The following is a 26,954-nucleotide window of genomic DNA, read 5'->3' as shown; positions in this document are numbered from 1 at the left end:
CGATGCCGATGATCCCTCTCCTCTCACCCCATGAAAGACGCCGCGCGACGCTGTTCGCGGCTGCTGTTCTCACGGCCATGTCCGCTGCCAGTGGCGGTGCACACGGCGAGGATGTCGTTCGCCAGGTTCTACCCGGAGCGCAGCCCGCAGCGGCACCGCAGCAACTGACGCGGGAGAAAGCGCCGGATCAAAGCGAGATCGAGCGCTTCTGCTCCAACATCGCCGACGCCGCCCGCGACCGCCGCTATGCCTTGCAGGCCGAGGAGTTGAAGCAGCTGCAGGCCGGCATTGATGAGCGCATGAAGGCGCTGGACGCCAAAAAGGCCGAATACGAGACCTGGCTGAAGCGGCGCGAAGTCTTCCTGGCCCGGGCCGAGGACGGCGTCGTCAAGATCTATGCCGGCATGAAGCCGGACGCCGCGGCCGAACGCCTGGCAATCGTCAATGCCGACCTGGCCGCGGCCATCCTGATGAAGCTCGATCCACGCAAGGCCAGTGTCATTCTCAACGAAATGGACCAGAAGGCGGCGGCGACGCTCACCGGCATCATGGCCAGCGCAGCCCGAAGGGTAGATCCGTCATGATCCGCAGAATGCTCATCCTGTGCGCGGTCGCTGCGCTGTCCGGCTGCGGCACCAATCTCAGGGAAGTCGGCAAGGACCCGGCGCTGTCGCCGGTCGGCTCCGGCATCGACGGCGGCAACACGTCGGCCCTCTACAAATACCCCGAGCCGCCTCGGGCACCGGTGAAGAAATTCTCGCTGTGGGACGATCGCCAGAGCCGCCTCTTCACCGATCCCCGGGCGCTCTCGCAGGGCGACATCCTGACCGTCAAGATCAAGATCAACGACCGCGCCAATTTCAAAAACCAGAATGACAGGAGCCGTACCGCCAACCGCAAGCTCGGCTTCGACCTCAGCGCGCAGTGGGACAAGTGGAGCACTGCCGGCAAGGGGGCTGGCTCGTTAAACTCTGCCACGGATACAACGGCCGATGGCGAGATCAAGCGATCGGAAACGCTTGAGCTCAATGTCGCGGCGATCGTCACCGATGTCTTGCCGAACGGCAATCTGATGATCACGGGGTCGCAGGAAGTGCGCGTCAACGCCGAGCTGAGGGTGCTGACCATCGCCGGCATCGTGCGGCCGGCCGATATCGGTGCCGAGAACACGATCCCCTACGAACGCATCGCCGAGGCGCGCATCTCCTACGGCGGACGCGGGCGCATCACCGAGATCCAGCAGCCGGCCTACGGCCAGCAGGTTCTCGACCAGGTTCTTCCGTTCTAGCGATTGGAGAACAAAGCACCGTGGCCAATGTCGAACAGCTTCAGCCTCGCAAGGGTCCTTCCCTTGTCGTCCAGGGCGCCGCGCTGCTGGTGGTGACGGCCGCCGCCATCGGCATGGGCTGGATGTCCGGCGGCTATCTCAAGGGCGTCGGCGCGCCGTCATCGGTGCCAGCAGCGCCTGAAAATGAGGGCAAGGTCACCGAACCCGCTGCCGCGCAACAGCCTGGCATGGGGCCTACACTTGTCGCGCTGGCGCCAATCACCACCAACATTGCATCCCCCGCCGACACATGGATCAGGATGGAAGTATCCGTGGTCTACGACGCGCCGCAGCCGCCGGCGATGACGGAGGACATCCATCAGGACCTTCTGGCCTTCGTGCGCACGCTGAAGATGCATCAGGTCGAGGGCGCCAGCGGTTATCAGCACCTGAAAGCCGATATCGAGGAACGCGCCTCGATCCGCAGCCAGGGGCACGCAAAACAGGTTCTCATCAGGACATTGCTGCTCGAATGAAGAAGTTCCTTCTCGCCGCGGCGCTGATCGGCGCCGCCACCTCCGTCGCGGCGGCGCAGCAGCTGGACCTTGGCGGCATCGGCAAGGCCGACGGCACCACCGTCGGCTACATCATCCAGATGTTCGGCTTGCTGACCGTGCTGTCAGTGGCGCCGGGCCTGCTGATCATGGTGACGAGCTTCACCCGTTTCGTCATCGCCTTCTCGATCCTGCGCGCCGGCATCGGCCTGCAGTCGACGCCGGCAAACCTCATCCTGATTTCGCTGTCGCTGTTCATGACCTTCTATGTCATGGCGCCGACCTTCGATCAGGCCTGGAACACCGGCGTCAAGCCGCTGATGGACAACCAGATCAGCCAGACCGAGGCCTTCGAGAAGATCTCGGACCCGTTCCGCACCTTCATGCTGCACAATGTGCGCGACAAGGACTTCGACCTCTTCGCCGATCTCGCCCGCGAGCGCGGCCAGGTCGTTGCCAAAGAAACGGTCGACCTGCGCATCCTGGTTCCTGCCTTCATGATCTCCGAGATCCGCCGCGGCTTCGAGATCGGCTTCCTGATCGTGCTGCCATTCCTGGTCATCGACCTGATCGTCGCCACCATCACCATGGCGATGGGCATGATGATGCTGCCGCCGACCGTGGTGTCGCTGCCCTTCAAGATCCTTTTCTTCGTCCTGATCGACGGCTGGAACCTGCTCGTCGGCAGCCTGGTGCGATCCTTCAACTGACCTCGCCGTCTCGGCGCAAAGCGACGACTGCCGCAAGCACCGCGCAGTGCGCGAGGCGTCGATTTTTTCTCCAATTATTTTTGCTTAACCGTCCAGTTTAGGCCTTTGGTAGGAACTCGCCGCCATAGTCGCTCGCAGATGGCGGGTGACCCAAACGCAACGGTCATTGGCATGATGCCGCTCCGTCATACCGGACAAACCGGTATGTCAAAAAAACACCTGTAAAAACAAGGTACGAGTAGCCATGGCCAGTATCATGACGAACACCGCCGCTTTGACGGCGCTGCAGAGCCTTAACGCCACCCAGAAGAGCCTCGACACCACCCAGTCCCGCATCTCGACGGGCTATCGCGTTTCCCAGGCTTCGGACAACGCCGCCTACTGGTCGATCGCCACCACGATGCGCTCCGACAACCAGGCCATGTCCACCGTTTCGGACTCGCTCGGCCTCGGCGCCTCGAAGGTCGACACCGCCTACACCGGCATGAACAGCGCGATCACCACCATCAACTCGATCCAGCAGAAGCTGACCGCGTCCTACGGCCAGACCGACGCCGCCAAGGAAAAGACCCAGGTGGAAATCGCCGCCCTTCAGGCACAGTTGAAGGGTTACGCCGACTCCGCCACCTTCTCGGGCACCAACATGCTGTCCGTAAACAGCGGCGCGACGGCCACCACCGCTGCGGACGTCAAGGTCGTTTCGGCCTTCAACCGCACCTCCGCCGGCGCGGTTTCGATCTCGACGATCGACGTCAACGTGGAAAGCATCAAGCTGTATGAAGCCGGCACGGCCGCGACGTCGAAGGGCATCCTGGACGCCAACCGTCTCGGTGTCTCTGGCGCCGAGACTGCCACGGCTTCGGCTCCGACGCTGGGCGCTGCCGCTGCGGCCACCGATACCTACTCGGTCGCCAGCCTGTCGATCTTCTCGGGCACCACTGCCGCCAGCGACAGCCAGATCTCGCAGATGATGACCGTCGTCGATGCCGCGCTCAAGGACATGACGACCGCCGCCACCAAGCTCGGCGCCGCCAAGAGCTCCATCGACCTGCAGAAGACCTTCACGCAGAGCCTGATGGACTCCATCGATCGCGGCGTTGGCCAGCTCGTCGATGCCGACATGAACAAGGAATCGACCCGCCTCCAGGCTCTGCAGGTTCAGCAGCAGCTCGGCGTCCAGGCGCTGTCGATCGCCAACGGCTCGTCGCAGTCGATCCTGTCGCTCTTCCGCGGCTGATCGCTCTCGAGCGGCTACATCGGACAAACGGGCCGCGCCAAAAGCGCGGCCCGTTTTGCGTTTGCTCCAGCCCCACGCAACCCTCGTTTCTTAACCCTCGAAAGCTAGCCTTTAAGAGGCCGTTAACCATAACGCGCTAGTCATGGTTAACCATAGCTTACAACGGATTGGCGAATCGGCCCGGTCGGGACGACGCCAATCGATGGGCGGGCGAGTGGCTCGCGAGGGCAATGCCGGTTTTTGAGAAAGACCGGCCTGGAAAAAAGGAGCGAGTTTCTTGGCGAGCATCATGACAAACGCTGCGGCGTTGACTGCACTTCAAAGCCTCAACGCCACCAACAAATCGCTTGAGCACACACAGTCGCGGATCTCGACGGGCTACAGGGTCTCCGAGGCCGCCGACAACGCCGCCTATTGGTCGATCGCCACGACGATGCGCTCGGACAACCAGGCGCTGTCGACCGTGCAGGATGCGCTCGGCCTCGGCGCCTCGAAGGTCGACACTGCCTATACCGGCATGAACAATGTTCTGACGTCGATCGGCCAGCTCAAGACCAAGCTGCTTTCCACCGTTGGCCAGACGGACGCCGCCAAGGCAAAGACGCAGACGGAAATCACGACGCTTCAGGCGCAGATGAAGTCCTTTGCCGATGCCGCTACCTTTTCGGGCTCGAATTACCTTTCGGTGACGTCAACGCAGGTCGCTGCCCCTAATGACGGCGTCCAGGCCGACGCCAAGATCGTCTCGTCCTTCAACCGCTCCTCGTCGGGCGCCATCTCGCTCGGAACGATCGACATCAATGTCGAGAGCACGAAACTGTTCGACAACGGCCTCTCCACCGCCGTAAAGAACCAGGGCACGCTCGACCGCCAGACGTCCGTGTATGCGACAGCGGCCGCCCAGACCCTCTACGACAACGCCTATGCGACCGCGCTCGCCGGCGGCGCCACGGACATCGCCGCCAACACCGCCGGCCAGACGGCCGCGGGCGCGGTGGTCCCCAGGATCGACAATGTTTCCGCCTTCAATCTCGACATCACGGCAGCAGGCGTGACCGACGACATCATCACCCAGATGATCGGCAAGATCGACAAGGTCATGAGCCAGCTGACCGACCAGGCCACCATCCTCGGCGCCGCCAAGAGCTCCATCGACCTGCAGAAGACCTTCACGCAGAGCCTGATGGACTCCATCGACCGCGGCGTCGGCCAGCTCGTCGATGCCGACATGAACAAGGAATCGACCCGCCTTCAGGCACTGCAGGTGCAGCAGCAGCTCGGCATCCAGTCGCTGTCGATCGCCAACAGCTCCTCGCAGTCGATCCTGTCGCTGTTCAAGAACGGCTAATCCAGCCGTAGCCGACGGATACAACTTCCTCCAATTCTCGGGCCGCGCCGCAAGCGCGGCCCGATTTCATTTTCGCACAAGCTTCGAGGGCTAGTGTTCCGGCGGACAATCATGCTGGGAGTCGCTCTATCGTGCCGGAACAGATCCAGAGCATCATCTCGAATCTCCGCGGTTTTGGTGTGAAGCGCCTCGCCATGCTGGCGGGCATCGCCGTTCTGGTGATGGGCGTCATCGGCATCGCCTCGGTCTACCTCAACCGCCCGGCCTACGACACGCTCTATGTCGGCCTCGACCGTTCCGACGTGAACCAGATCGGTCTGGTGCTGGGCGAAGCCGGCATCGGCTTCGACGTCGGCGCCGACGGAACCTCCGTGCTGGTGCCGGCCGGCACCACGGCGCAGGCGCGCATGCTGCTTGCCGAAAAGGGTCTGCCGACCAGCGCCAATGCCGGCTACGAGCTGTTCGACAATGTCGGCGCGATGGGCCTGACCTCGTTCATGCAGCAGATCACCCGGGTGCGAGCGCTGGAAGGCGAGATCGCCCGCACCATCCAGTCCATTTCAGGCATCAAGGCGGCACGCGTCCACATCGTCATGTCCGAGCGCGCCAATTTCCGCCGCGACGAACAGCAGCCCTCGGCATCGGTGGTCATCCGCTATGCCGGCATCGACGCTGAGAAGAGCGCCCAGTCGATCCGCCATCTCGTCGCAGCCGCCGTGCCTGGCCTGTCGGCCGACAAGGTGACGGTCCTCGATTCCAACGGCAACCTCCTGGCCGCCGGCGATGATCCCTCCAACACCAGCGCGGCCCGCACGCTCGGCGTCGAGCAGACCGTGGAGGCGCAGATCGGCGACAACATCCGCCGCGCGCTCACCCCCTATCTCGGCCCCGACAATTTCCGCGCCAGCGTCAAGGCCGATGTCAACACCGACACCCGCCAGACTGAAGAGACGATCTTCGATCCGGAGTCGCGCGTCGAACGCTCGGTGCAGTCGGTGCGCGCCAATGAGAACAGCAACCAGAAGCAGGCCTCGACCCCGGCCAGCGTCGAGCAGAACCTGCCGGAAACCCAGGCGACCAGCACCGAGGGTCCGCAGACCTCTTCGGCGAACGACCGCAAGGAAGAGATCACCAATTACGAGATCAACTCCAAGAAGATCGCCACCGTCTCCAACGGCTACACCGTCACCAAGATGTCGATTGCCGTCGTCGTCAACCAGGACCGGCTGAAGACGATCCTGGGCAAGGACGCGACCCCGGAGCAGATCGCCAAGCGCGTCGCCGAAATCCAGAAGATGGTCAGTTCCGCCACCGGCTTCGACGACAAGCGCGGCGACGTCATCGACGTCTCGGCGGTCGAATTCATCGACGGGCTGGACGGCGAGGCGATCCCGCAGGCCGGCATGCTGGATTCCATTGGCCAGCACGCCGGCACGTTGATCAACGCCGGCGCTTTCATCGTCGTGGTGTTCCTGGTGGCTTTCTTCGGCCTGCGGCCGATGGCGGCGGCGCTGACGGCAAGAGCGACACCCGCTCTGTCTGGTCCCAATTTCGATGAAGTCCAGCGTTCGCTGCCGACACCGGAGGCAGCCGCTTCCGCCGATGCGGGCGCCGCCATCGGCGCCTTGCCCGGCTCGCGGTCAGGCGTCACGCCGCTCGATGATCTTCGCCAGAAGATCAGGCCGGCGCCACAAGAGCGGCTTGCCCGCATGGTCGACCTCAATGAGGAGCGCACCGCGCAGATCCTGCGCAAATGGGCGGCCCAGGAAGTCGCGGCGTAAACCATGGCCTCCGCAGCCCTTTTCGATCTTCTCCCTGACTTCGGTACGCGCGCGCCGCGCGTCAGCCAGCCCCAGGCCGCGTCCGAGCACAGACAGGAAGCACCCGCGCCGCAGGCCGATATCGGCACACTGATCGCCGAGGCGGTTGCCCAGGCGGAGGCAGCGCTGGCGGAACGGCTCGTCGCTGCCCATGACGCGGCGCTGGAAGCGGAGCGCCAGGCGAATGCCGAGGAAGCAAGGATCTTTCTCGAAAGCTTCGGCGGCGATATCGGCAAGGCGGTCTCGCTGCGCATCGACGCCATGGAGACGCACGTGACGGACCTCGTCGCCGCCACGGTCGCCCGCATCATCGGCGGCGTTGTCAGCGACGATCTGCAGAAGCGCTCGCTCGAGGCGCTCGCCGGCGCAATTCGCGAGGCCGTCGGCGATGGTGAAGCGGTGCGCATCGCAATCCGTGGGCCGCTGTCGCTGTTCGAAACGCTGAAGACATCGCTTGGGCCGCGCGCTGCAAATCTCGACTTCATCGAGGCGCCCGGCTTCGACCTGACGGTGACCATTGACGAGGCCGTGTTCGAGACCCGCATCGCCGAATGGTCGGCAACCCTTTCCGAGGTTCTGTCATGAGTGTCGCCGAGGCCGATCACGGCAGGCACGAGATCATCATCGTGCGGCGGGCTCATGACGACCACGACGAAGCCCATCACGGTGGCGTCTGGAAGATCGCCTTCGCCGACTTCATGACCGCGATGATGTGCTTCTTCCTGGTGATGTGGCTGATCAACGCCGCAAACGAACAGACCAAGGCGGCCGTCGCCAGCTACTTCAACCCGGTCAAGCTCGTCGACCGTGAGTCGAGCCGCAAGGGGCTGGAGGATCTCGGCAATGGGCCGCGCGCGGTCGGGATGACGGCCGACGACCCGCAGGAGGCGACAAAAAAGTCCGGACAGGACGGCATCGGCGCGGCGGGCTCATCCAACCGCAAGCAGGACAAGCAGGAGCCGAACAAGGCTGAGCAGTCGGATGAGCATCTGTTCGCCGACCCTTACGCGGTGCTCTCCGAAATCGCCACCGACACCGGCGTCATGCAGAATGTCAGCCAGAAGGGCGACGGCGGCGCGCAGAACGCCGGTCCGGCGACGGGCGCCTCCGGCGGCGCGTCCTACCGCGATCCTTTCGAGCCGGATTTCTGGTCGCAGCAGGTCGCGGCACCCGCCGCCGAGGCGAGTGCCCAGCGCCCCAAGATCGAGGGCGATCCGCTCAAATCAGGTGACAAGGCCGCGCAGACGCAGGTCGCCAAGGTCAAGGCCGTGCCACCGGCGCCGCCCATCAAGGATGCCCCGCTCGAACCCCTGGCCGCGGATGGCAAGGCCGCCGCGACGACGGCCAAGGCCGGCGAAACCAAAGCCAGCGAAACCAAGGCCAATGAGGCCAAGGCTGGAGACGGCAAGGCCGCGGCTGCCGCCAAGGCGGATGCCGCCGCGGCCGCGCAAGAGACAACCCCGCCTGAAGCCGCGGAAAAGCCGCCGACCGCCGCTGCCGTGAAGGCGGCGGCCGACGTCAAGCGGCAACTGGCCGATGCCTTCAAGCCCGGCGACAAGCTGCATGACGGCGTCTCGGTCGAAGCCACCGACAAGGGCGTCGTCATCTCGATCACCGATCAGCTCGACTTCGGCATGTTCGAAGTCGGGTCGGCGGTGCCGAGCCGCGAACTGGTGTTGGCGATGGAAAAGATCGGCCGCATCGTCAACAGCCAGAAGGGCACCATCAGCATCAACGGCCACACCGATGCGCGCCCGTTCCGCAGCGCCAGCTACGACAATTGGCGGCTGTCGACGGCGCGTGCGCATTCCGCCTACTACATGCTCGTGCGCGGCGGCGTCGACGAACGCCGCATCACCGAGGTCGCCGGCTTCGCCGACCGCCAGCCGAAGGATCCGGCCGACCCCATGTCGGCGGCCAACCGCCGCATCGAGATCCTGATGACGAGTGGCGGATGATGCGGGCGGCCGTCACCAGCCGGCTGATGGGCCTGTTGCTGCTGGTCGCCGGATATCCGTCGGCCGGCTTCGCCCAGGATACGCTGCAGCCTTACCAGCTGGTGCGCTCGCTGCAGCTCGTCCAGGACCGCATCGCCGCCGGCGATCACGCCGCGATGCCGATGCAGGCCAAGCTGCTGGAGATGACCGATACGCGCCTGCGCGAAGCGGATGCGGAGGACTTCAAGGACCTCAAGAATTTTCGCGCGCTGCTGGTTTACGGCATGAGCGGCGGCAATCCGGTGACCGTCGAGGCGGCCGTGTCGCGCGCCACCACGGATCCGGGCAGCCTTGCCATCGCCAAGGGTGTGATCGATTATCTGAACGGTCGGCCCGGCGCAGCGATCGAAGCCCTGAGGCCGATCGATCCGATGACACTGCCCGCCGATCTCGGCGCGTTCCTTGCCCTGGTCAAAGGGTCGCTGCTTGCCGGTGATCAGCCGGCGGCGGCGCTCACGCTGCTCGACGAGGCCAAGCTGCTCAGCCCTGGCACATTGGTCGAGGAAGCAGCCTTGCGGCGTTCGGTCGGCATCGCCGTGACGCAAGGCGACGCGGCACGGTTCGCGCTTGCCTCCACGCAGTATGTCGAGCGCTACCTCTATTCGCCCTATGCCAGCCAATTCGCCGATTCCTTCGTCTCCGGCGTCATCACGCTGCACATGTCGATCAGCCAGGACAAGCTGGCCGATATCACCGCGATGATGGATCCCGAGCGCGAGAAGGTGATCTATCTGCGCATCGCCCGCCGCGCCGCGATCGACGGCCTCAGCGACTTGTCGGCCTTCGCTTCCGCTCGGGCCGAACACGGCCGCGACGGCAACGCCAATCAGGGCGATCCGCGTGCCGAGCTTTACTCCAGCCTGTCCACGGTGACTTCCGGTACGATCGAGGACGTGCGCACCAAGCTCGGCAAGATCGACCGCAGCAAGCTGTCGGACGGTGACCGTGCCCTGCTCGATGCCGCCCAGGCCATCGCCGGTGAGGTGGTGGCGCCGCCTGCTTCCCTTCCAGCCGCAAGTCCGGCGCCTGCGGACGCTGCGCCACAGCTCAAACCCGAGGTCGCCGCCGCGCAGGCCGCCGACGAGGCCGGATTGCCGCCCGTTGAGGGTGCCGTCGCCGAGCAGCCTGCCGTCGCGCCGTCCGGTGGGACTGCGGCCGCTGCCCCGAATGCGCCGGCGCCTTCAGCCGATTCGGCGGCGGTCCTGCCGGCATCGGCGCCGGCAAATTCCGCCGGTCCCGACACGACCGATCCGACCGACGCCGCCATGATGAAAACCCGTCGACAGCTCGACCTGATCGACCAGATGCTTGGAGCCGCCCCGAAATGACCCCCAGCCTCGGCCCGGCCCTGCCAGGATTTACCGCCGCACGCACGGCGGAGCAGCCGGCTACGCCCGGCAAGAAGGATGATGTCGGTTTCGGCAGGCTGGTGCATGACGGCGCCAGCCAGGCGGAAAAGCAGCCGGCCACCGAGGCCGGCGGGCGCGATGCGCGTTGGAGCAAGCTAGCCGCCGGTCTTGCGGCACAGGCAGGCGAGGACGAACCGCTGCCGCCCGGCAAAGGCAGGACCACGCCGACCGGATCGACGGCTGCGAAGTCCACGAAGGACAGCAAGGACGTTGGGGCGGACGAGGACACCGATACCGAAACGCCGGCAACCGACGCCGGCGCAACGCCGCTCGACGACCATCTGCCTCTGCTGATGGCGTTTCATGATCTGCGCCATTTCTCGACATCGGCCAAGTCAGCCGATGCAAGCGAGGCCGGACAGGAACCGGCGCTCAGCGGGCAGGTCCTGCCGAAGGCCTATCGGGCGATATCCGCCGCTGGGCAGGACGACCTCGAACCGATGCCGAAGCCGGAGCGGGTCTCGCTCGTCGACGGACCGCTGACGACGCTTGAGTCCGCCCGCGACGCAAGCGCCGGCACTGGCGCGCCACGGCGTGACAACGCAATCGCCGCCGGCCCGCTGCCCGAGACGGCGGCCGCCGAGGTGCCGGGCGTTGAACCGAAGCAGGCGGCGCCGCAGCTGAAATCCATCGCCGACGTCCAGTCCTCGCTGCGGTCGGAGCCAGGAAAACAGCAATCGGCGCAGCCGCGCGTCGACGTGGTTTCCGAGCGCAGCTTCCCTGCCCCGCCGCAGGCGCCGATCAGTCAGGCAGCACTCAACGTAATCAATGCCGTAGCGGCCGATGTTAGCCCTCAGCAGGCGTTTTCGACTGCCGCCGCGGCCAGCCAGCTGGCCGGCTCTGTTGCCGTTCCGACACATGTGTTGAAGATCGAACTTCACCCGGCCGAACTGGGCATGGTCACGGCCCATCTTCGCCTCTCCGGAGAACAACTCTCGATTGAACTCAAGCCCGAAACACACGACGCCTACCGCCGGCTTTCCAGCGACAGCGAAGCAATCGTCAAGTCGCTGCGCGGGCTGGGCTTCGAGGTCGATAAGGTCACCATCATGCAACCGTCAGTCGCCGTTCCGGCTACAACCCGGACGGATGCAACCGCCACTCTCACCACTGCACCTGGCCGCGAGCAGTCTGCCTTTCAGCCCGGGAACTCCAGCGGCGGCAACGGCGGAGCCGGCGGTCAGCAACCAGGCCAACAGTCCGCAAGGGGCAACCATGATGACGCGCAAGCACTCGGCCGCGCCGCTTCGCCTTCTCGCGAGCGCGCTGGCGGCGATATGTTTATCTAGCCTCGCCAACGCCGCGACTGCCGCCACCAATCCCTGCGAGCCCGAGATCCTGCGCGCCGCCGATCGCTATGGCGTGCCCGCCGGCATCCTTTATGCCGTCGGCCTGACCGAGACTGGCAACAAAGGCAGCCTTCAGCCTAATGCATTGAATATAGAAGGAAAAGCGGTCTTCCCAAAGAGCCGGGCCGAAGCGCTCGCCACCTTCGCCAATGCGCAGCGCGAGGGCAAGACGCTGATCGATCTGGGCTGCATGCAGATCAACCATCACTATCATTCGTCGCATTTCCGCAGCGTCGAGGACATGCTCGACCCGCGCCAGAATGTCGACTACGCGGCGCGCTTCCTGGCCAGTCTCCATGCCCGCCACGAAACCTGGTCGATGGCCGTCGCCCGCTATCATGCCGGTCCCGACAACGACCCGGCGCAGAAGGTCTATGTCTGCCGGGTGATTGCCAACATGGTCGCCACCGGTTTCGGCAAGTGGACAACCAACGCCCGCGCCTTCTGCAACCCGTAAGCGTATTTTCTGCTTCTAATACGCCCACCGCGCTGCTCTGGGGTTGCCGTTTTGACTTGCCCAGAACTTGCCACGCCAAGCATATCTGGTTGCACGCTAATGCAACCGGCGCGATTCCAGACTCCCAAGAAACTAGTTACAAGAAATGACGGTTGTTCAGGATTCTCGCCAGCGGTTACGCCTTTCTCCACGGGGCAGATGTGCTGATTCGGAAGGCGGGGCCGATGATCGTGATCGTTGACGAGCGAGAGCTCGTAACTGAGGGATACAATTCACTTTTTGATCGCGAGGGCGTCGCCTGCGCAGGCTTCGCGCCCAGCGAATTCGGCGAGTGGGTGAACTCGGCCGCCGACACCGATCTGCGTTCGGTGCGCGCCTTCCTGATCGGCGACTGCCGTGACGGCGCCATCTCTCCGCGGCAGATCCGAGACCGCACCGGCGCTCCGGTCATTGCGCTCAGCGAGCAGCATTCCCTGGAAAACACGCTGCGGTTGTTCGAGAGCGGCGTCGACGATGTCATCCGCAAACCGGTCCATATCCGCGAGATCCTGGCCCGCATCACCGCCATCCGCCGTCGCGCCCATGAGGATGTCGCCTACACCGAGATCGGCGCCATGCGCATCTTCATGGACGGCCGCGACCCCGAGATCGACGGCCAGCCGCTGCCCTTGCCGCGCCGCGAACGCCGCATCCTCGAATATCTGGCGAGCAACCGCGGCCGCCGCGTCACCAAGACCCAGGTCTTCAACGCCATCTACGGCATTTTCGACGAAGAGGTCGAAGAGAACGTGGTGGAAAGCCACATCAGCAAATTGCGCAAGAAACTGCGCGAGAAGCTGGGCACAGACCCGATCGATTCCAAACGCTTCCTCGGCTACCGGCTCGTCTTCTGATGCCGCGCCGCGCCAGCCTCGCGCAAGACAGGACGCGTAGCCTCGCTGCCAGTGGCATGGATATTGCGGAGACATCTCGATGAGCCTCTACGGAATGATGCGGACCGGCGTTTCCGGCATGAACGCCCAGGCAAACCGCCTGTCGACAACAGCCGACAACATCGCCAATTCCGACACCACCGGCTACAAGCGATCCTCCGCCGAGTTCTCGACGCTGATCATGCCGTCGACGGGCGGCGCCTACAATTCCGGCGGCGTCACCACGACGATCCGCCAGGCGGTCAGCGATCCGGGCGTGCTGCAATACACCACCTCGGTGTCCGACCTCGCCGTCAGCGGTGACGGCTTCTTCGTCGTCCAGGACCCGAGCGGCACACCTTTCCTGACCCGCGCCGGCGCCTTCGTTCCCGATGCACAGGGCAGGCTGGTCAACGCGGCCGGCTTCCAGCTGATGGCCTACAGCTTCGCCAATGGCGTGCCGGCGGCGACGGTGAACGGTTTCGAAGGCCTGGAGCCGGTTGTCATCTCCGACCAGGGATTGACCGCGACCCCGAGCACCACGGGTAGTTTCAGCGGCAATCTGCCGGCGGGTGCGACACCGGTCGTCGCCGCCAACCTGCCCTCCACCAATTCGGCAGGCGCGCAATACACCTCGAAATCCTCGATGGTTGCCTACGACAATCTCGGCAACAAGAAGCTGCTCGACGTCTATTTCACCAACACGGGCACCGGCACCTGGGAAGTGTCGGTCTTCGATCAGTCGAAGGCCACGGCCGGAACATCGTTCCCCTACGCCGCCGGCGGCTCACTCGGCACGGCCAACCTGACTTTCGACACCACCACCGGCAAGCTGACCGGCGCCACCACCGGCGTTACCTTTACCGTGCCAGGCGGCGCCAGCCTCAACCTCGACCTGTCGACACTGACCCAGCTCGGCACCGGCTTCACCGTTACCGACGCGCAAGTCAACGGCAACGCGCCGAGCACCATCGACAAGGTGCAGATCAGCAAGGATGGCACCATCTACGCCCAGTACAAGGACGGGTCCACCAAGCCGCTCTACAAGATCCCGCTGGCCGACGTGCAGAGCCCGGACCAGCTCAAGGCGCTGCCCGGCAACGTCTACGCGCAAGGCACCGAATCCGGCGCGGTCCGTGTCGGCTTTGCCAATGAAGGCAAGGCCGGTTCGATCATCTCCGGCGCGCTCGAAAATTCCAACGTCGATATCGCCGAGGAATTGACCGACATGATCGCGGCGCAGCGCAGCTACACCGCCAATTCGAAAGTCTTCCAGACCGGTTCCGACCTGATGGACGTCCTTGTCAACCTGAAGAGATAAACCGGGCGTGGCCCGTGAAAGACCAGCATGTCGTTATCTTCCGCATTGAGCATCGCCCAATCGGCGCTTATGAGTACCGCGCGTCAGACCAGCGTCGTCACGCGTAACGTCTCTGACGCCTCCAATCCGGACTATACGCGCCGCATCGGCGTCGTCACCAGCACGGCGCCCGGCGCGCGTTCGGTTGATATCCAGCGCGTAACCAACGACCTGCTGTTCCGGCAGAATCTCAGCGCCTTGTCGGCCTATAGCGGCCAGAACGCGCTCTACAGCGGCATGGATCAGCTGGACGTGTCGGTCAACGGCGTAGACAACGCCTCCTCGCCCTCGACGGCCATCGCCAATCTGCAGCAGGCGCTGCAGCTCTACGCCACCTCGCCGTCCAACCAGAATCTCGGCTCCAGCGTCATCGACGCGGCCAAGCAGGTCGTGCGCTCCCTGAACGAAGGCTCCCAGGCCGTTCAGGATTTCCGAACCCAGACCGACGGCCAGATCGACACGGCGGTCAAGGACCTCAACTCGCTGCTCGGCCAGTTCCAGGACGCCAACCAGGCGGTCATTTCCGGCACCCGTTCCGGCACCGATGTTTCCGACGCACTCGACCAGCGCGACGCGCTGCTGAAGAAGATCGCGGACTACGTTCCGATATCGACCTTCACGCGCGGCGACAATGACATGGTCATCACCACCGGTGACGGCACCACGCTGTTCGAGACGATACCGCGCACGGTGAGCTTCACGCCATCGGCTGGCTATGCCGCGGGAAGCCCCGGCAACACCGTCTATATCGACAACGTGCCGGTCTCGGCGGGAAGCGGTGGTAACACCACCGCCAGCGGCAAGCTTGCCGGACTGCTGCAATTGCGCGACGGCGTCGCCTCGACCATGCAGAGCCAGCTCGACGAGACCGCGCGCGGCCTGATCACGGCCTTTGCCGAGACCGCGCCCGCGATGCCCAACGCCGCCGGCCTGTTCACCTGGTCCGGCGCGCCGGCGGTGCCGGCCGCGGGCACGCTGGTCAATGGCCTGGCCGGCACGATCAGCATCAATACGGCGATGGATCCAAGCGCTGGCGGCAATCCGATATTGCTGCGCGACGGCGGCGCCAATGGCGCTGCCTATGTCGCCAACACCACCGGCGGCGCTTCCTATTCCAACCTTCTGGTTGCCTATGGCGACCGGCTCGACCAGCCGATGACGTTCGACCCCGCCGCCGGGATTTCGGCAACGTCCAGCGTTTCCGACTACGCCGCCAATTCGATCGGCTGGCTGCAGGGCATGCGCCAGCAGGCTTCGACCGCCGCGGATGCCAAGGAAGCGCTGGCACAGCGCAGCTCAGAGGCGCTGTCCAATGCGACCGGCGTCAATGTCGACCAGGAAATGTCGCTGATGCTCGACCTCGAACATACCTATCAGGCATCGGCCCGGATGATGAAGACCGTCGACGACATGATGACGGCCCTGTTGAACGCGGTGGGATAATCCATGACCTCAGTCTCCTCGGCCGCCCTCACCAACGCCATGCGCTATCAACAGATGCGCATGCAGGCCGACCTCGTCAAAGCCACGAAGGAATCCTCGACCGGCAAGGTCGCCGATGTCGGCCTGGCACTGGGTGGACGCACCGCCCAGTCCGTCACCTTCCAGCGCGACCTCGACCGGCTGAACGTCATCGTCGATTCCAACGGGCTGGTCACCGCAAGGCTTGCGTCGACGCAGACCTCGCTCGGCCAGCTCTCCGGCGTGGCGCAGACCTTCCTGTCCGCCCTGACCACCGCATCGTCGGGCGACAACTCCGACAGCCTGACCCAATCGACCGGCCAGACGACCATCCAGCAGCTCACCTCGATCCTCAACACCAGCGTCAACGGCGAATATCTGTTTGCCGGCACCAACACCGACGTCAAGCCGATCAACGATTTCACCGCAGCCGGCTCACCGGCCAAGGCCGCCTTCGACGCCTCCTTCGTCGCCAAATTTGGCTTCACGCCCAGCGATCCGGCCGCGGCCAACATAACCACCGCCCAGATGGACGATTTCATCACCAACTATGTCACCCCGCAGTTCCTCGGCACGGGCTGGCAGACCAACATGTCGAACGCCACCGACCAGCAGATCGTCAGCCGCATCGCGCTCAACGAAACCACCGAGACGTCGACCAGCGCCAACAGCGACGGCATCAAGAAGCTTGCAATGGCCGCCGCAATGGTCTCCAGCCTGATGTCCACCAACATCAGCCAGGCGGCGAAGGACAGCATCGTCAGCCACTCGCAGACACTGGTCGGCGAGGCGCTGAGCGGCATTGCCCAGGTTCAGTCCGAAACCGGTATCGTCCAGAAGCGCGTCTCCGATGCCAGCGACCGCATGAAGACGCAGATCGACCTGTTCGAACGCCATATCCTCGATCTCGAAGCCGTCGATCCGGCCACGGCCGCCACCAAGGTCGCGGACCTGACGCAGCATATCGAGACGTCCTTCGCTCTGACAGCGCGCCTGCAGCAGCTCAGCCTGTTGAATTACCTGACCTGAAAACTCCCAGCGGAACGGTAGAGCCGACGATGTACCAATTCTCCTACGCCGACGTCCAAAGCACCTCCGTCTCAGACGCCAAGGACCGTGAGCGCGAACTCCTGACCCGCTCGATCGACATGCTGGCGGCCGCCGCCGCGGCCGGCCAGGATTCGATGGAGGCCGTGGAGGCGCTGAATTTCACCAACCGCGTCTGGACCGTCTTCGTCGAGGATCTTGGCTCCAGTGACAATGCGCTTCCCAAGGAATTGCGCGCCAACCTGATTTCCATCGGCCTGTGGCTGCTGCGCGAGGCGGAGGACATCCGCCAGGGCCGCACCAACAATTTCGAGGGGCTGATCGAAGTGTCCCAGATCATCCGCGACGGCATTCAATGAGCAACACGCTGAAGATATCGCTGAAGCCCAACGAGAAGATCTACATCAATGGCGCCGTCATCCGCGTCGACCGCAAGGTCACCATTGAACTGATGAACGACGTGCAGTTCCTGCTCGAAAGCCATGTGATCCAGGCCGACCAGGCATCGACGCCGCTCAGGCAGCTCTACTTCATCGTGCAGGTCATGCTGATCAATCCCGCTGGCGCCGATGAGGCCCGCGAAATGTTCCGCCGCTCACTGCCGCTGCTCATTGCCAGTTTCGAGGACGCCGAGATCTGCAGTGCACTGAAGCAGATCGACCGCATGGTCGGCGAGGATCATATCTACGAGGCATTGAAGGCGATCCGTTCGCTCTATCCTCTCGAACGCCGCGCGCTTGGCGGCAATGACGATGTTCCGGGCGCACCGCGCCCGCTGGCCGTGGGAGCACGCTACTAATGACCGTGGACATGACGACGACGATACCGGTTGGCGCCAATTCGACCACCACGTCGACCTCCAAGACCGCTGTCGACTACCAGTCCTTCCTGAAGCTTCTGATCGCCGAGATGAAGAACCAGGATCCGACCAAGCCGATGGATTCGACGCAGTACGTCGCCCAGCTCGCCACCTTCTCGCAGGTCGAGCAATCGGTGCAGACCAACACCAAGCTCGACCAGATCATGTCATCGTCGGCGTTGTCGCAGGCCGACGCGATTATCGGCCGCAACATCACCTCGGCCGATGGCAAGACCAGCGGTACAGTGGCTTCGGTGACACTCTCCAGCAGCGGACTGATCGCGGTGCTGCAGGATGGCACCCAGGTCCCCGTCGGCGCAGGCGTGTCGATCAAGCCGGCAAGCTAGGCCAACCTCTGACATGAACGAGGCCGACGCACTCGACATCGTCCAGTACGCGGTGTGGACAGTGCTGACCGCGTCCGCTCCGGTGGTGCTGGTCGCCATGGCGGTCGGCATCGGCATCGCCCTCATCCAGGCGCTGACGCAGATCCAGGAAATCACCTTGACCTTCGTGCCGAAGATCGTCGCCATCATGTTGGTGGTGGCGCTCACCGGCCCGTTCATCGGCGGCCAGATATCGGCCTTCACCAACGTCATCTTCCAGCGCATCCAGAACGGATTCTGACACCCTGCGAGGGAGCGTGCGGCGGCTTCCATCCGGAATTGCCCGAAACCAGCGGCCCGCTTGCGGTTGACCCGGTTCCGGCTAGATTGCCGTGCAGGCCACTCCCGGCCAGGCGATCCTTCTGTCCCAATGGCCTGTCGAAATCCCCTGAACCAACCCAGACCGACCGGCGGACCATGTGCGGCATAGCCGGCGTCTGGCGTAAGCGGAACCCGATCGGCAGCGGTGATCTCGCCGATGTCGGCCGCATGATGCAAGCACTGGCGCATCGCGGCCCCGACGACCATGCCAGCTGGAACGACAGCCGGCTGGCGCTCGGTCACCGGCGGCTGTCGATCATCGATCTCTCGGCGCAGGCGCGCGAGCCGATGCTCACCGCCTGTGGCCAAGGCGTGCTGGTCTACAATGGCGAGGTCTACAATTACCGGGCGCTGCGCGCGACACTTGAGGCTGAAGGCAGGCGGTTCCGTACGGTCTCGGATGCCGAAGTGGTCCTCGAAGCCTTGCACCACTGGGGGCCGGACAAGGCCATTCCGCTGTTCGACGGCATGTTTTCCTTGGCCTATTTCGACGCACGGGCCACCACGCTCTGGCTGGCGCGCGATCGCCTCGGCATCAAGCCGATGTCGGTGGCCGAGACGAGTGAGCGGATCCTCTTCGCCTCCGAAGACAAGGCGATCCTTGCCTGTGACGGCGTCGCACGGGCCATCGATGCGCGCGAGATCACCTTGCGGCTGGCCTGGCAGAGCCGCGACTCCAGTTCCAGCCTGTTCGCGGACATAGAGCGGCTGCCGCCGGCGGGCCTGTGGAAGATCACCGACGCCGGCATCGAGAAGCGCTGTTTCTGGCATGTCCTCGATGTACTCGACGCCGCCCGCATCGCCGGCGACACCGCCACCGACGCAGAGCACATGGCAACCTTGGAGACGTTGATCCAGGACAGCGTCGGGCTACACTGCATTGCCGACACCAGCCTGGCCGGGGCCTGCAGCGGCGGCGTCGATTCCGGTCTCGTCACGACGCTGGCGAAACGGTTCAGGCCGGAAATGACAGCCTATGTCGTCGACCCGCGCCTGGGTCACAGCGAAGCCGACGCCGCCGCACGCACCGCCCGCCATGCCGGTGTGCCGCTGAACAGAGTGCCCGTCGACAAGGACCGGTTCCTCGAACTCTGGCCAAGGACCATCTGGCACCTGGAAAGCGATGGCTGGCACGCAAGCCATGCCTGCCTGCTGGCGCTTGCCGAGCAATGCCGGGCCGACGGCATCAAGGTGCTGTTGACCGGTGAAGGCGCCGACGAGCTCTTTGGCGGCTACGACTGGCAGGAAGCCAGCATGCGGCCGTGGCGGCCCTGGTCATGGCCGGGACGGCTGTTTCGCTCCAAGGCCCGGCTTGCCCGCAGGTTCGAGCGCCAGCGCCATGCCCCCTTCCGGACATCGATAGCCGGTGGCCATGTCTGGGACCGCAACATCGTGCTCAGGGCACTGTCGCCGGAATTGAATTTCCTTCAGACCAAGATCTTCGACCGGCTCGAACCGGTCGCATCCCTCAGCGACCGTGCCTTCCTGGGCTGCTGCCTTCACGACCTGTATGCGCATCTGCAGGACCTGTTGAACAGGCATGACCGGCTCAGCATGGCGGCTTCGGTGGAGCTCAGGGTGCCGTTCCTTGAAAACCGGCTGATCGACTTCGCCATCCATCTGCCGAGGCGGCACAAATACCGCCACAACCAAGGAAAATGGCTTTTGAAGAAAGTCGCGGAAAAGCACATTCCGCTTCAGAACGTGAACGCCCGCAAGAACGGCTTCCAGGTATCGGCCAACTTCACCGCGGGCACAGAGGGTCTGCTCCGCGCAGGCTTGCTGCGCGATGTCATGAAATGGCCGGCCGCTTCCGTCGAGGACCTGATCGACCTGGCAAAGCGGGACCAGCCGTCGCGGCTGCGGCTGGTCGGCATGGAGCTTTTCCTTCGCCTGCACGCCGACGGCCAGGCCACCGGCCACCTCACCGAAGCGCTGCATGTAGCGGTCAACGACGCGCGCTGAAACCATGTCCCGCGGGGCCAATACCGGCGTGGCCCTCCTCTATCCCCTCGTTGGACCATGATCTTGTGCGCATGACATTCGCCCTTTGCGGCGCGATGCCATAGTTTCGGCAAACGATGCGGAGAAACCGCAAGGATCAGCACGCCGAGGCAGGAACCCATCCATGATTGACGAGAAACCGGATAGCGAAGGCGTTTCGGCGCTGGCGCCGTTCCGGCATGGCATTTTCCGCGCCGTCTGGGCCGCAAGTCTCGTTTCCAATTTCGGTGGCCTGATCCAGGGCGTCGGCGCCGCTTGGATGATGACGACGATCGCCACCTCGCCCTATCAGGTCGCCCTGGTCCAGGCCTCGACCACTCTGCCGATCATGCTGTTCGCGCTTGTCGCCGGCGCCATCGCCGACAGCTTCGACCGGCGCAAGGTGATGCTGGTCGCGCAGACCTTCATGCTGGTCGTTTCGCTGCTTCTGACCGTATTCACCTACTACAATCTGCTCACGCCCTGGACGCTGCTCGCCTTCACTTTCCTGATCGACAGCGGCACCGCGCTCAACAGCCCGTCCTGGCAGGCGTCCGTCGGCGACATGGTGCCCCGCAACAAGGTGCCTGCCGCCGTTGCGCTGAACTCCATGGGTTTCAACCTGACACGCAGCGTCGGCCCGGCGATCGGCGGCATCATCGTCGCGGCCGCCGGTGCCGCGGCCGCCTTCGCGGCGAACGCGGTCAGCTATATCGGCCTCATCATCGTGATGGCGCGCTGGAAGCGCGACGTGCCGGCATCGACATTGCCGCGCGAATCGCTGGGCGCGGCCATGGGGGCCGGCCTGCGCTATGTCGCCATGTCGCCCAATATCGGCAAGGTGCTGGTCCGGGGCGCGGCCTTCGGCTTCAGCGCCGGCGCCGTGCTGGCGCTGCTGCCGCTCGTCGCGCGCGACGTCGTCAAGGGCGACGCCTTGACCTATGGCATCATGCTTGGCTCCTTCGGCATCGGCGCCGTCGGCGGAGCACTGATCAGTGTGCGGCTGCGGCAACTGCTGTCCAGCGAGACGATGGTGCGTTGCGCCTTCGCCGGCTTCGCCGTCTGCGCCTTCAATGCCGCGCTCAGCCATCACGCCTGGCAGACCTCGCTCGGCCTGCTGGTCGGCGGTGCCTGCTGGGTGATCGCGCTCTCGCACTTCAACGTCACGGTGCAGATGGCGACGCCGCGCTGGGTGGTCGGCCGGGTGCTGTCGGTCTACCAGACCGCGACCTTCGGCGGCATCGCGCTCGGCAGCTGGATCTGGGGCGTCGTCGCCGATGCGCATGGCGCTGAGACGGCGCTGATCGCCGCCGCCATCACCATGCTGGCGGGCGGTGCCATCGGCCTCGTGCTGCCGCTGCCGCAGCAGCAGGTGCTGAACCTCGACCCGCTGAACCGCTTCAAGGAGCCGCATCTCGCGCTCGACCTGAAGCCGCGCAGCGGTCCCATCGCCATCATGATCGAATACATCATCCGCCACGAGGACGAGGCGGAATTCCTCGCCACCATGGCCGAGCGCGGCCGCATCCGCCGCCGCGACGGCGCCCGCAATTGGACGCTGGCGCGCGATCTCGAAAATCCGACGATCTGGATCGAGCACTACCACACGCCGACCTGGCTCGAATATGTCAGGCACAACGGCCGCATCACCCATGCCGACGCCATGGTCGGTGATCGCTTGCGGGCGCTGCACAGCGGCGACGAACCGCCGCGCGTGCGCCGCGTCATCGAGCGCCCGACCACCGCCGGCACCGCGCTGGTGATGGCCAAGGGGCCGATCGAGCACTGATTTCGTCAGAGCCGATCGACGCCCGTCAGCCGGCCGACTGGATCATGTAGAGCTTGCGCGTAGTCTCGCGGATGCGCCATTCGCCCTTCCATCCCTGCGGCAGCACGAGAAGGTCGCCCGGCCCCAGTTCGCGCGTCTCGCCGTCGGCGCGGCTCACCTCCACCCGCCCCGAAATGATGTGGCATATCTCCGACGAGCCGGTGCGATCGGCAGTGAAGCGGCCGGGCGTGCACTCCCAGATGCCGATGTCGACGGTCCCGTCCGGCGATTGGAAGAACGAGCGCACCGCCTCGACCTGATTTCCCTCGATGGAAGTCGGCTTGGGTGAGAACGCGCCGATATCGGCCTTGGCGAGGTCGTGGAAGGTCGAAAGGTCGATCAAACTGGTCTCCATGAACAAAGCAATTCCAGGAAAAGTGTCCAGCGGTTTTCCGTCCGGAATTGCGTAAAGACAAATTGCTGAAGCGGTTCAGCGAACGCTGAACCGCTTCAGTGGCCCGTGATGCTGTCGGCGAGCGCGGCCAGTTTCGATGTATGAGCAAGCCCGGCGGCCTCGCGCCCGTCAGCGATGCGATAAAGCTGGTACATCGAATGCACGCCGAGCCACCGGAACGGCTCCGGCTCCCATGGCCTGACCTTGCGATTGACCCAGGGCAGGCGCGTCAACTCCGTGTCCTGGTCAAGGATCAGGTCGGCAAGCGTGCGCCCGGAAAGATTGGAGCTCGACACGCCAAGCCCGACATAGCCGCCGGCCCAGCCGATGCGGGTCGCGGGATCGAGCCCGACCGTGGTGCACCAGTCGCGCGGCACGCCGAGCACGCCGCACCAAGCGTGCTCGATGCGGCAGTTCGCCGTCTGCGGCAGCAGCGTCGTCAGGATCTGATGCAGCTGGTCGATCGTCGCCTGCTGCGTCTGCCCATTGACGTCGGTGCGCGAGCCGTAGCGATAGGGCACGCCGCGCCCGCCCATGGTGATGCGCCCCTCGCGCGTGCGCTGGGCATAGCAATAGGCGTGGGCGGCGTTGCCGAGAAGCTCGTGCCCTTCCCAGCCGATCTGGCGCCAAAGCTCATCGGACAGCGGCTCGGTGACGATCTGCGCGCTGTTGAGCGCCAGCCAGGTTCGCTCCTCGCCGGGAATGCCTGCCGTGAACCCCTCCGTCGCGCGGATGATGGTTTCCGCCTGCACCGTGCCGCGGTCGGTGGTCACGCTGCCCTTGGCGATTGCCGTCACCGTCGTCTGTTCGTAGATCGGCACGCCCAGGCGCTCGACGGCGGCGGCAAGCCCGCGCACCAGCTTGGCCGGCTGCACCCGCGCCTGGCCGTGGACGACGAAGCCGCCCATGACATTGCGGATGTTGATGCGTGCCCGCGTCGCCGCCTGATCCAGCAGTTCGACGCGGTCCGGATCGACATCCCAGGCGCGGATCGTTTCGCACTCTTCGCGCGCGCGTTCGAGCTGCGCCGGGTTGGTGGCCACCGTCAGATTGTCGACGCGGCGGATATCGGCATCGATCCCCTCCTCTGTCGCCACCCGGATCACCTCGTCGACGCAGCCCGCCATCGCCGCCTGCATGGCGCTGACACCTTGCCGGGTCGAGGTCTTGAGATATTTTTCACGCGACCACGAGAACCCACCCGACAGCCAGCCGCCATTGCGGCCCGAAGCGCCGAAGCCGGCAAACTTTCGCTCGATCAGCGCGATGCGCAGCGAGGGCCTTGCCTTCTTCAGATAATAGGCGGTCCACAGCCCGGTATAGCCGGCGCCGACGATCGCGACATCGGCTTCGATATCGCCTGATAAGGGCGGCCGGGGCGTGGGAACCCCTCCTATATCCGCATACCAGAACGATATGTCGCCGTTGCGCATGGCTTGCATGGGATGACTTTCAGATGGGGAGCGGGATCAGGTGAGCGCGGTGTCGGCGGTGCTGTCGTCGGCCAGCAGCTTGGCGTCGGCACCGTGAAAGCAAAGCTCCACTGGTTCGCCCAGGCCAAAACTTTCGCCGGTCAGCGGTGAGCGCACGATTGCGGCGGAGCCATCGGCCAACTTCACTTCATATTTCGATTCCGAGCCGAGATAGATGGCCTCGGCGATCGTCCCCGACAGGCGGTTGGCGCCATCGGCAGCACTTTGGCCGGGTCGGCGGATGGCGAGCTTTTCGGGACGCAGCAGCATCACCGGCCTGGCATCCCCGTTGATGCGCGTCGATGCCGTTACCGTCTCGCCGGCTATGGTCAGCGCGGTGCTTGTGCCATCGCTTCTCGCCTCGCCACGCAACACGGTGGAGTCGCCGATGAAGCGGCCGACGAACAGCGTCGCCGGTTCGTCATAGAGCTGGCGACCGGTGCCGACCTGCTCGATGCGCCCGCGATTGAACACGGCGATGCGGTCCGACAGCACCAGCGCCTCCTCCTGGTCGTGTGTCACATAGACGAAGGTGGTGCCGAGCTCGCGGTGGATGCGCTTGATCTCGAGCTGCAGCCATTCGCGCAGCTTCTTGTCGAGCGCGCCGAGCGGCTCATCCATCAATAGCAGCGGCGGGTCGAAGACGATGGCGCGGGCCAGCGCCACCCGCTGCTGCTGGCCGCCCGACAGCTCGCTGGGATAGCGATGCGCGAAGTCGCCCATCTTGACCATGTCGAGCGCTCTGGCCACGCGCGCTTGCCGCGTGGCCAGGTCGACGCCGCGCAGCGTCAGCGGATAGGCGACGTTGCGGCCGACGCTCATATGCGGGAACAGCGCGTAGTGCTGGAAAACGACGCCGATGTTGCGCTTGTGCGCCGGCACGCCGACGACGCTTTTCTCGCCAACCAACAGGCTGCCGCTGGTTACGTCGGTGAAGCCGGCAATCACGTTGAGCGTCGTCGTCTTGCCCGAGCCGCTGGGGCCAAGCAGCGTCATGAACTCGCCGGGCTCGATGCGCAGCGACACACCGTCCAGCGCCTTGAACGTCCCATAGGCCTTGCTGACGGTGGCGAGGTCGATCGCAGCGCCCCGATTTTCCGCTCTCGGGTTCATAGGCGTCCTTTCCGCTCGCGACCAAGGAGAAGCATGCCGCCGCCGATCAGGAGTGTCGTGGCGAACAACAGGATGGTGCCGACCGCGGCCACCGTCGGATCGGCATCGCGCGTGATCGAGGAGAATATCTGCACGGGCAAGGTCTTGAGGTAGGGGTTGGTGATGAACAGCGACACGACGATCTCGTCGAAAGAGGTGGCGAAGGCGAAGAGCAGGCCGGACAGGATGCCCGGCAGGATCAGCGGCAGCGTCACCGTGCGGAACGCGGTCAGCGCTCCCGCGCCGAGGCTCGCCGCCGCCGTCTCCAAGCGCCTGTCGAACACTTCGAGACTGGCCGAGACCGCGATCAGCACGAAGGGCAGTGCCAGGATGGTGTGGGCGAGCACGAAGCCCAGCAGCGTGCCGACGAGGTGGGTATCGAGATAGACGGCATAGATGCCGATGGCCAGCACCACGCCCGGCACCACCATCGGCGTCAGCATCAGCATCCGCAACAGATTGGCCGGCCCAGCCTTCATGCGGTCAAGGCCGAAGGCCGCGAGCGTGCCGAGCACCGTCGCCAGCACCGCCACCACCGAGGCGACCTTCAGCGAGTTGAGGAAGCTCGACGACCAGTCCGGATTGGTGAAGAAGTTCTGGTACCACTGCCAAGAGAAGCCTTGCGGCGGAAAGGCGAGCGACTTGTTCTCGTTGAACGACATCGGCACGACAACCAGCGTCGGCGCCACCAGCCATATCGCCACCAGCAGGCAGACGAGGCCGAGGATCACGCGGGTGAGCGGCTTGATCTCCATTAGCGCCGCCCCGCTTCCCGGTACCGCGAACGCATCACGGGTGCTGCAAGCGCCAGAAGCACAAAGGTGGTGACGAGCAGCACCACGCCCATGGCGCCGCCGCGACCCCATTGCAGCAGGCTGAGCACCTGCGTCTGCACCAGCGTCGACAACATGGTCGAGCGCGGTCCGCCGAGCAGCGCCGGGGTGATGTAGAAGCCCAGCGCCAGGATGAAGACGATGATCGCGCCGGCATAGACGCCGGGCAGCGACAGCGGTAGGTAGACGGTAGAGAACGCGCGCGAAGGTCGTGCACCCAGGCTTTGCGCAGCCCGCATCAGCCTGAGGTCGATGCCCTTCATCACTGAATAGAGCGGCAGGATCATGAACGGCAGAAGCACCTGCGCCATGCCGATCACGACGCCGGTCTGGGTCCGGATCAGCCTTATGCCGTCAAAACCGGCCGACCTCAGCAGCGAATTGATGACGCCTGAATCCTGCAGCAGGATCACCCAGGACAGCGTGCGCACCACCCCGCTCACCCAGAACGGGATGAGCACGCAAAGCACCAGGACGAGCCGCACGCGCGGCCCGACGGCGGTCATCAGATAGGCATAGGGATAAGCGCAGATCACGCAGACGATCGTCACCCAGGCCGAGATGGTGAAAGTGCGCTGCAGTACCGTGAGATTGATGGGCGCGCCGAAGAACCAGACGTAGTTCTGCACGCCCCATTCCGGCTCCGACAGGCTGCGCACAACGATGGTGAACAGCGGATAGCCGATCACCGCGACAAGCAGGATCAGCGCCGGCGCCGTGAGCGCGAACGGCCGCCATGCCCGTCCCGGCCGCACATCGGCGGCGGGTTGGAGTGGAAGCTCAGACGCGCTCACGATCT

27 protein-coding genes are annotated in these 26,954 nt (G+C 64.7%); 22 read left to right on the top strand and 5 right to left on the bottom strand.

Annotation, left to right across the window (positions count from 1 at the left end; genetic code table 11):
- The first annotated feature begins 2 nt into the window (after nucleotides 1-2).
- The 22 genes from JN279_RS11725 to JN279_RS11620 all read left to right on the top strand — a co-directional run bounded on the left by JN279_RS11725 (nucleotide 3) and on the right by JN279_RS11620 (nucleotide 22,265).
- A complete protein-coding gene (locus JN279_RS11725; protein WP_096449820.1) occupies nucleotides 3-584 on the top strand; it encodes a MotE family protein in 582 nt (193 codons plus the stop codon).
- A complete protein-coding gene (flgH, locus tag JN279_RS11720; protein WP_096449822.1) occupies nucleotides 581-1,288 on the top strand; it encodes a flagellar basal body L-ring protein FlgH in 708 nt (235 codons plus the stop codon). Before JN279_RS11725 ends, flgH begins: the two co-directional genes overlap by 4 nt.
- A gap of 20 nt (nucleotides 1,289-1,308) precedes the next feature.
- Entirely contained in the window at nucleotides 1,309-1,803 is a 495-nt protein-coding gene (locus JN279_RS11715) for a flagellar basal body-associated FliL family protein (RefSeq protein WP_095199334.1), read from the top strand.
- Nucleotides 1,800-2,531: a flagellar type III secretion system pore protein FliP gene (fliP, locus tag JN279_RS11710; RefSeq protein ID WP_095199335.1), complete on the top strand. Its 732-nt coding sequence runs from the start codon at nucleotides 1,800-1,802 to the stop codon at nucleotides 2,529-2,531. The genes JN279_RS11715 and fliP overlap by 4 nt, the downstream gene beginning before the upstream one ends.
- 244 nt (nucleotides 2,532-2,775) lie before the next feature.
- Entirely contained in the window at nucleotides 2,776-3,768 is a 993-nt protein-coding gene (locus JN279_RS11705; protein ID WP_096449824.1) for a flagellin N-terminal helical domain-containing protein, read from the top strand.
- Between the two features lie 277 nt (nucleotides 3,769-4,045).
- On the top strand, nucleotides 4,046-5,116 hold the full coding sequence (locus JN279_RS11700; RefSeq protein ID WP_096449826.1) for a flagellin N-terminal helical domain-containing protein: 1,071 nt from the start codon (nucleotides 4,046-4,048) through the stop codon (nucleotides 5,114-5,116).
- Between the two features lie 131 nt (nucleotides 5,117-5,247).
- Entirely contained in the window at nucleotides 5,248-6,897 is a 1,650-nt protein-coding gene (gene fliF / locus JN279_RS11695; protein ID WP_096449828.1) for a flagellar basal-body MS-ring/collar protein FliF, read from the top strand.
- 3 nt (nucleotides 6,898-6,900) lie between these two features.
- Nucleotides 6,901-7,521: a hypothetical protein gene (locus tag JN279_RS11690; RefSeq protein WP_096449830.1), complete on the top strand. Its 621-nt coding sequence runs from the start codon at nucleotides 6,901-6,903 to the stop codon at nucleotides 7,519-7,521.
- Complete coding sequence (locus tag JN279_RS11685) at nucleotides 7,518-8,894, top strand: MotB family protein (RefSeq protein ID WP_096449832.1); 1,377 nt, start codon at nucleotides 7,518-7,520, stop codon at nucleotides 8,892-8,894. Before JN279_RS11690 ends, JN279_RS11685 begins: the two co-directional genes overlap by 4 nt.
- Nucleotides 8,891-10,261 (top strand): chemotaxis protein MotC, encoded by a 1,371-nt coding sequence (locus tag JN279_RS11680; RefSeq protein ID WP_202352828.1) that lies wholly within the window; start codon nucleotides 8,891-8,893, stop codon nucleotides 10,259-10,261. The genes JN279_RS11685 and JN279_RS11680 overlap by 4 nt, the downstream gene beginning before the upstream one ends.
- Complete coding sequence (fliK, locus tag JN279_RS11675; protein WP_202352827.1) at nucleotides 10,258-11,631, top strand: flagellar hook-length control protein FliK; 1,374 nt, start codon at nucleotides 10,258-10,260, stop codon at nucleotides 11,629-11,631. Before JN279_RS11680 ends, fliK begins: the two co-directional genes overlap by 4 nt.
- The gene (locus tag JN279_RS11670) at nucleotides 11,561-12,148 is read left to right on the top strand and encodes a transglycosylase SLT domain-containing protein (protein WP_202352826.1); all 588 of its coding nucleotides are present in this window, start codon (nucleotides 11,561-11,563) and stop codon (nucleotides 12,146-12,148) included. The genes fliK and JN279_RS11670 overlap by 71 nt, the downstream gene beginning before the upstream one ends.
- A 224-nt stretch (nucleotides 12,149-12,372) precedes the next feature.
- Nucleotides 12,373-13,041, top strand: coding sequence for a response regulator transcription factor (locus tag JN279_RS11665; protein ID WP_202352825.1), 669 nt, complete (start codon nucleotides 12,373-12,375; stop codon nucleotides 13,039-13,041).
- A gap of 79 nt (nucleotides 13,042-13,120) precedes the next feature.
- Nucleotides 13,121-14,380, top strand: a complete 1,260-nt coding sequence (locus JN279_RS11660) for a flagellar hook protein FlgE (RefSeq protein WP_202352824.1) — start codon at nucleotides 13,121-13,123, stop codon at nucleotides 14,378-14,380.
- 27 nt (nucleotides 14,381-14,407) lie between these two features.
- Nucleotides 14,408-15,862, top strand: coding sequence for a flagellar hook-associated protein FlgK (gene flgK, locus JN279_RS11655; protein ID WP_202352823.1), 1,455 nt, complete (start codon nucleotides 14,408-14,410; stop codon nucleotides 15,860-15,862).
- Nucleotides 15,863-15,865: 3 nt separating this feature from the next.
- Entirely contained in the window at nucleotides 15,866-16,909 is a 1,044-nt protein-coding gene (locus tag JN279_RS11650) for a flagellar hook-associated family protein (RefSeq protein WP_095199345.1), read from the top strand.
- A gap of 29 nt (nucleotides 16,910-16,938) precedes the next feature.
- A complete protein-coding gene (gene flaF, locus JN279_RS11645; RefSeq protein WP_095199346.1) occupies nucleotides 16,939-17,286 on the top strand; it encodes a flagellar biosynthesis regulator FlaF in 348 nt (115 codons plus the stop codon).
- On the top strand, nucleotides 17,283-17,726 hold the full coding sequence (flbT, locus tag JN279_RS11640) for a flagellar biosynthesis repressor FlbT (protein ID WP_096449841.1): 444 nt from the start codon (nucleotides 17,283-17,285) through the stop codon (nucleotides 17,724-17,726). The genes flaF and flbT overlap by 4 nt, the downstream gene beginning before the upstream one ends.
- Complete coding sequence (flgD, locus tag JN279_RS11635) at nucleotides 17,726-18,133, top strand: flagellar hook assembly protein FlgD (protein WP_202352822.1); 408 nt, start codon at nucleotides 17,726-17,728, stop codon at nucleotides 18,131-18,133. The genes flbT and flgD overlap by 1 nt, the downstream gene beginning before the upstream one ends.
- Nucleotides 18,134-18,146: 13 nt before the next feature.
- Complete coding sequence (gene fliQ, locus JN279_RS11630; protein ID WP_010911298.1) at nucleotides 18,147-18,413, top strand: flagellar biosynthesis protein FliQ; 267 nt, start codon at nucleotides 18,147-18,149, stop codon at nucleotides 18,411-18,413.
- A gap of 176 nt (nucleotides 18,414-18,589) precedes the next feature.
- The gene (gene asnB, locus JN279_RS11625) at nucleotides 18,590-20,458 is read left to right on the top strand and encodes an asparagine synthase (glutamine-hydrolyzing) (RefSeq protein ID WP_202352821.1); all 1,869 of its coding nucleotides are present in this window, start codon (nucleotides 18,590-18,592) and stop codon (nucleotides 20,456-20,458) included.
- Between the two features lie 163 nt (nucleotides 20,459-20,621).
- Nucleotides 20,622-22,265 carry an MFS transporter gene (locus JN279_RS11620; protein WP_202352820.1) on the top strand — a complete coding sequence of 548 codons (1,644 nt, stop codon included), beginning with the start codon at nucleotides 20,622-20,624 and terminating at the stop codon, nucleotides 22,263-22,265.
- A gap of 25 nt (nucleotides 22,266-22,290) precedes the next feature.
- Here JN279_RS11620 and JN279_RS11615 read toward each other — a convergent pair whose 3' ends face one another.
- The 5 genes from JN279_RS11615 to JN279_RS11595 all read right to left on the bottom strand — a co-directional run bounded on the left by JN279_RS11615 (nucleotide 22,291) and on the right by JN279_RS11595 (nucleotide 26,949).
- Entirely contained in the window at nucleotides 22,291-22,659 is a 369-nt protein-coding gene (locus JN279_RS11615) for a cupin domain-containing protein (protein ID WP_202352819.1), read from the bottom strand.
- Between the two features lie 95 nt (nucleotides 22,660-22,754).
- The gene (locus tag JN279_RS11610; protein ID WP_202352818.1) at nucleotides 22,755-24,140 is read right to left on the bottom strand and encodes an NAD(P)/FAD-dependent oxidoreductase; all 1,386 of its coding nucleotides are present in this window, start codon (nucleotides 24,138-24,140) and stop codon (nucleotides 22,755-22,757) included.
- Between the two features lie 27 nt (nucleotides 24,141-24,167).
- A complete protein-coding gene (locus JN279_RS11605; RefSeq protein ID WP_202352817.1) occupies nucleotides 24,168-25,283 on the bottom strand; it encodes an ABC transporter ATP-binding protein in 1,116 nt (371 codons plus the stop codon).
- Complete coding sequence (locus JN279_RS11600) at nucleotides 25,280-26,077, bottom strand: ABC transporter permease (protein WP_096449853.1); 798 nt, start codon at nucleotides 26,075-26,077, stop codon at nucleotides 25,280-25,282. Before JN279_RS11600 ends, JN279_RS11605 begins: the two co-directional genes overlap by 4 nt.
- Entirely contained in the window at nucleotides 26,077-26,949 is an 873-nt protein-coding gene (locus JN279_RS11595) for an ABC transporter permease (protein ID WP_244734522.1), read from the bottom strand. Before JN279_RS11595 ends, JN279_RS11600 begins: the two co-directional genes overlap by 1 nt.
- Between the last annotated feature and the right edge of the window lie 5 nt (nucleotides 26,950-26,954).

The sequence above is a fragment of the Mesorhizobium sp. 113-1-2 genome, assembly GCF_016756475.1.
GTDB classification, from domain to species: domain Bacteria; phylum Pseudomonadota; class Alphaproteobacteria; order Rhizobiales; family Rhizobiaceae; genus Mesorhizobium; species Mesorhizobium loti_C.
The sequence above is the reverse complement of the archived record's forward strand: the minus strand, read 5'-3'. Positions and strand labels throughout refer to the sequence as shown.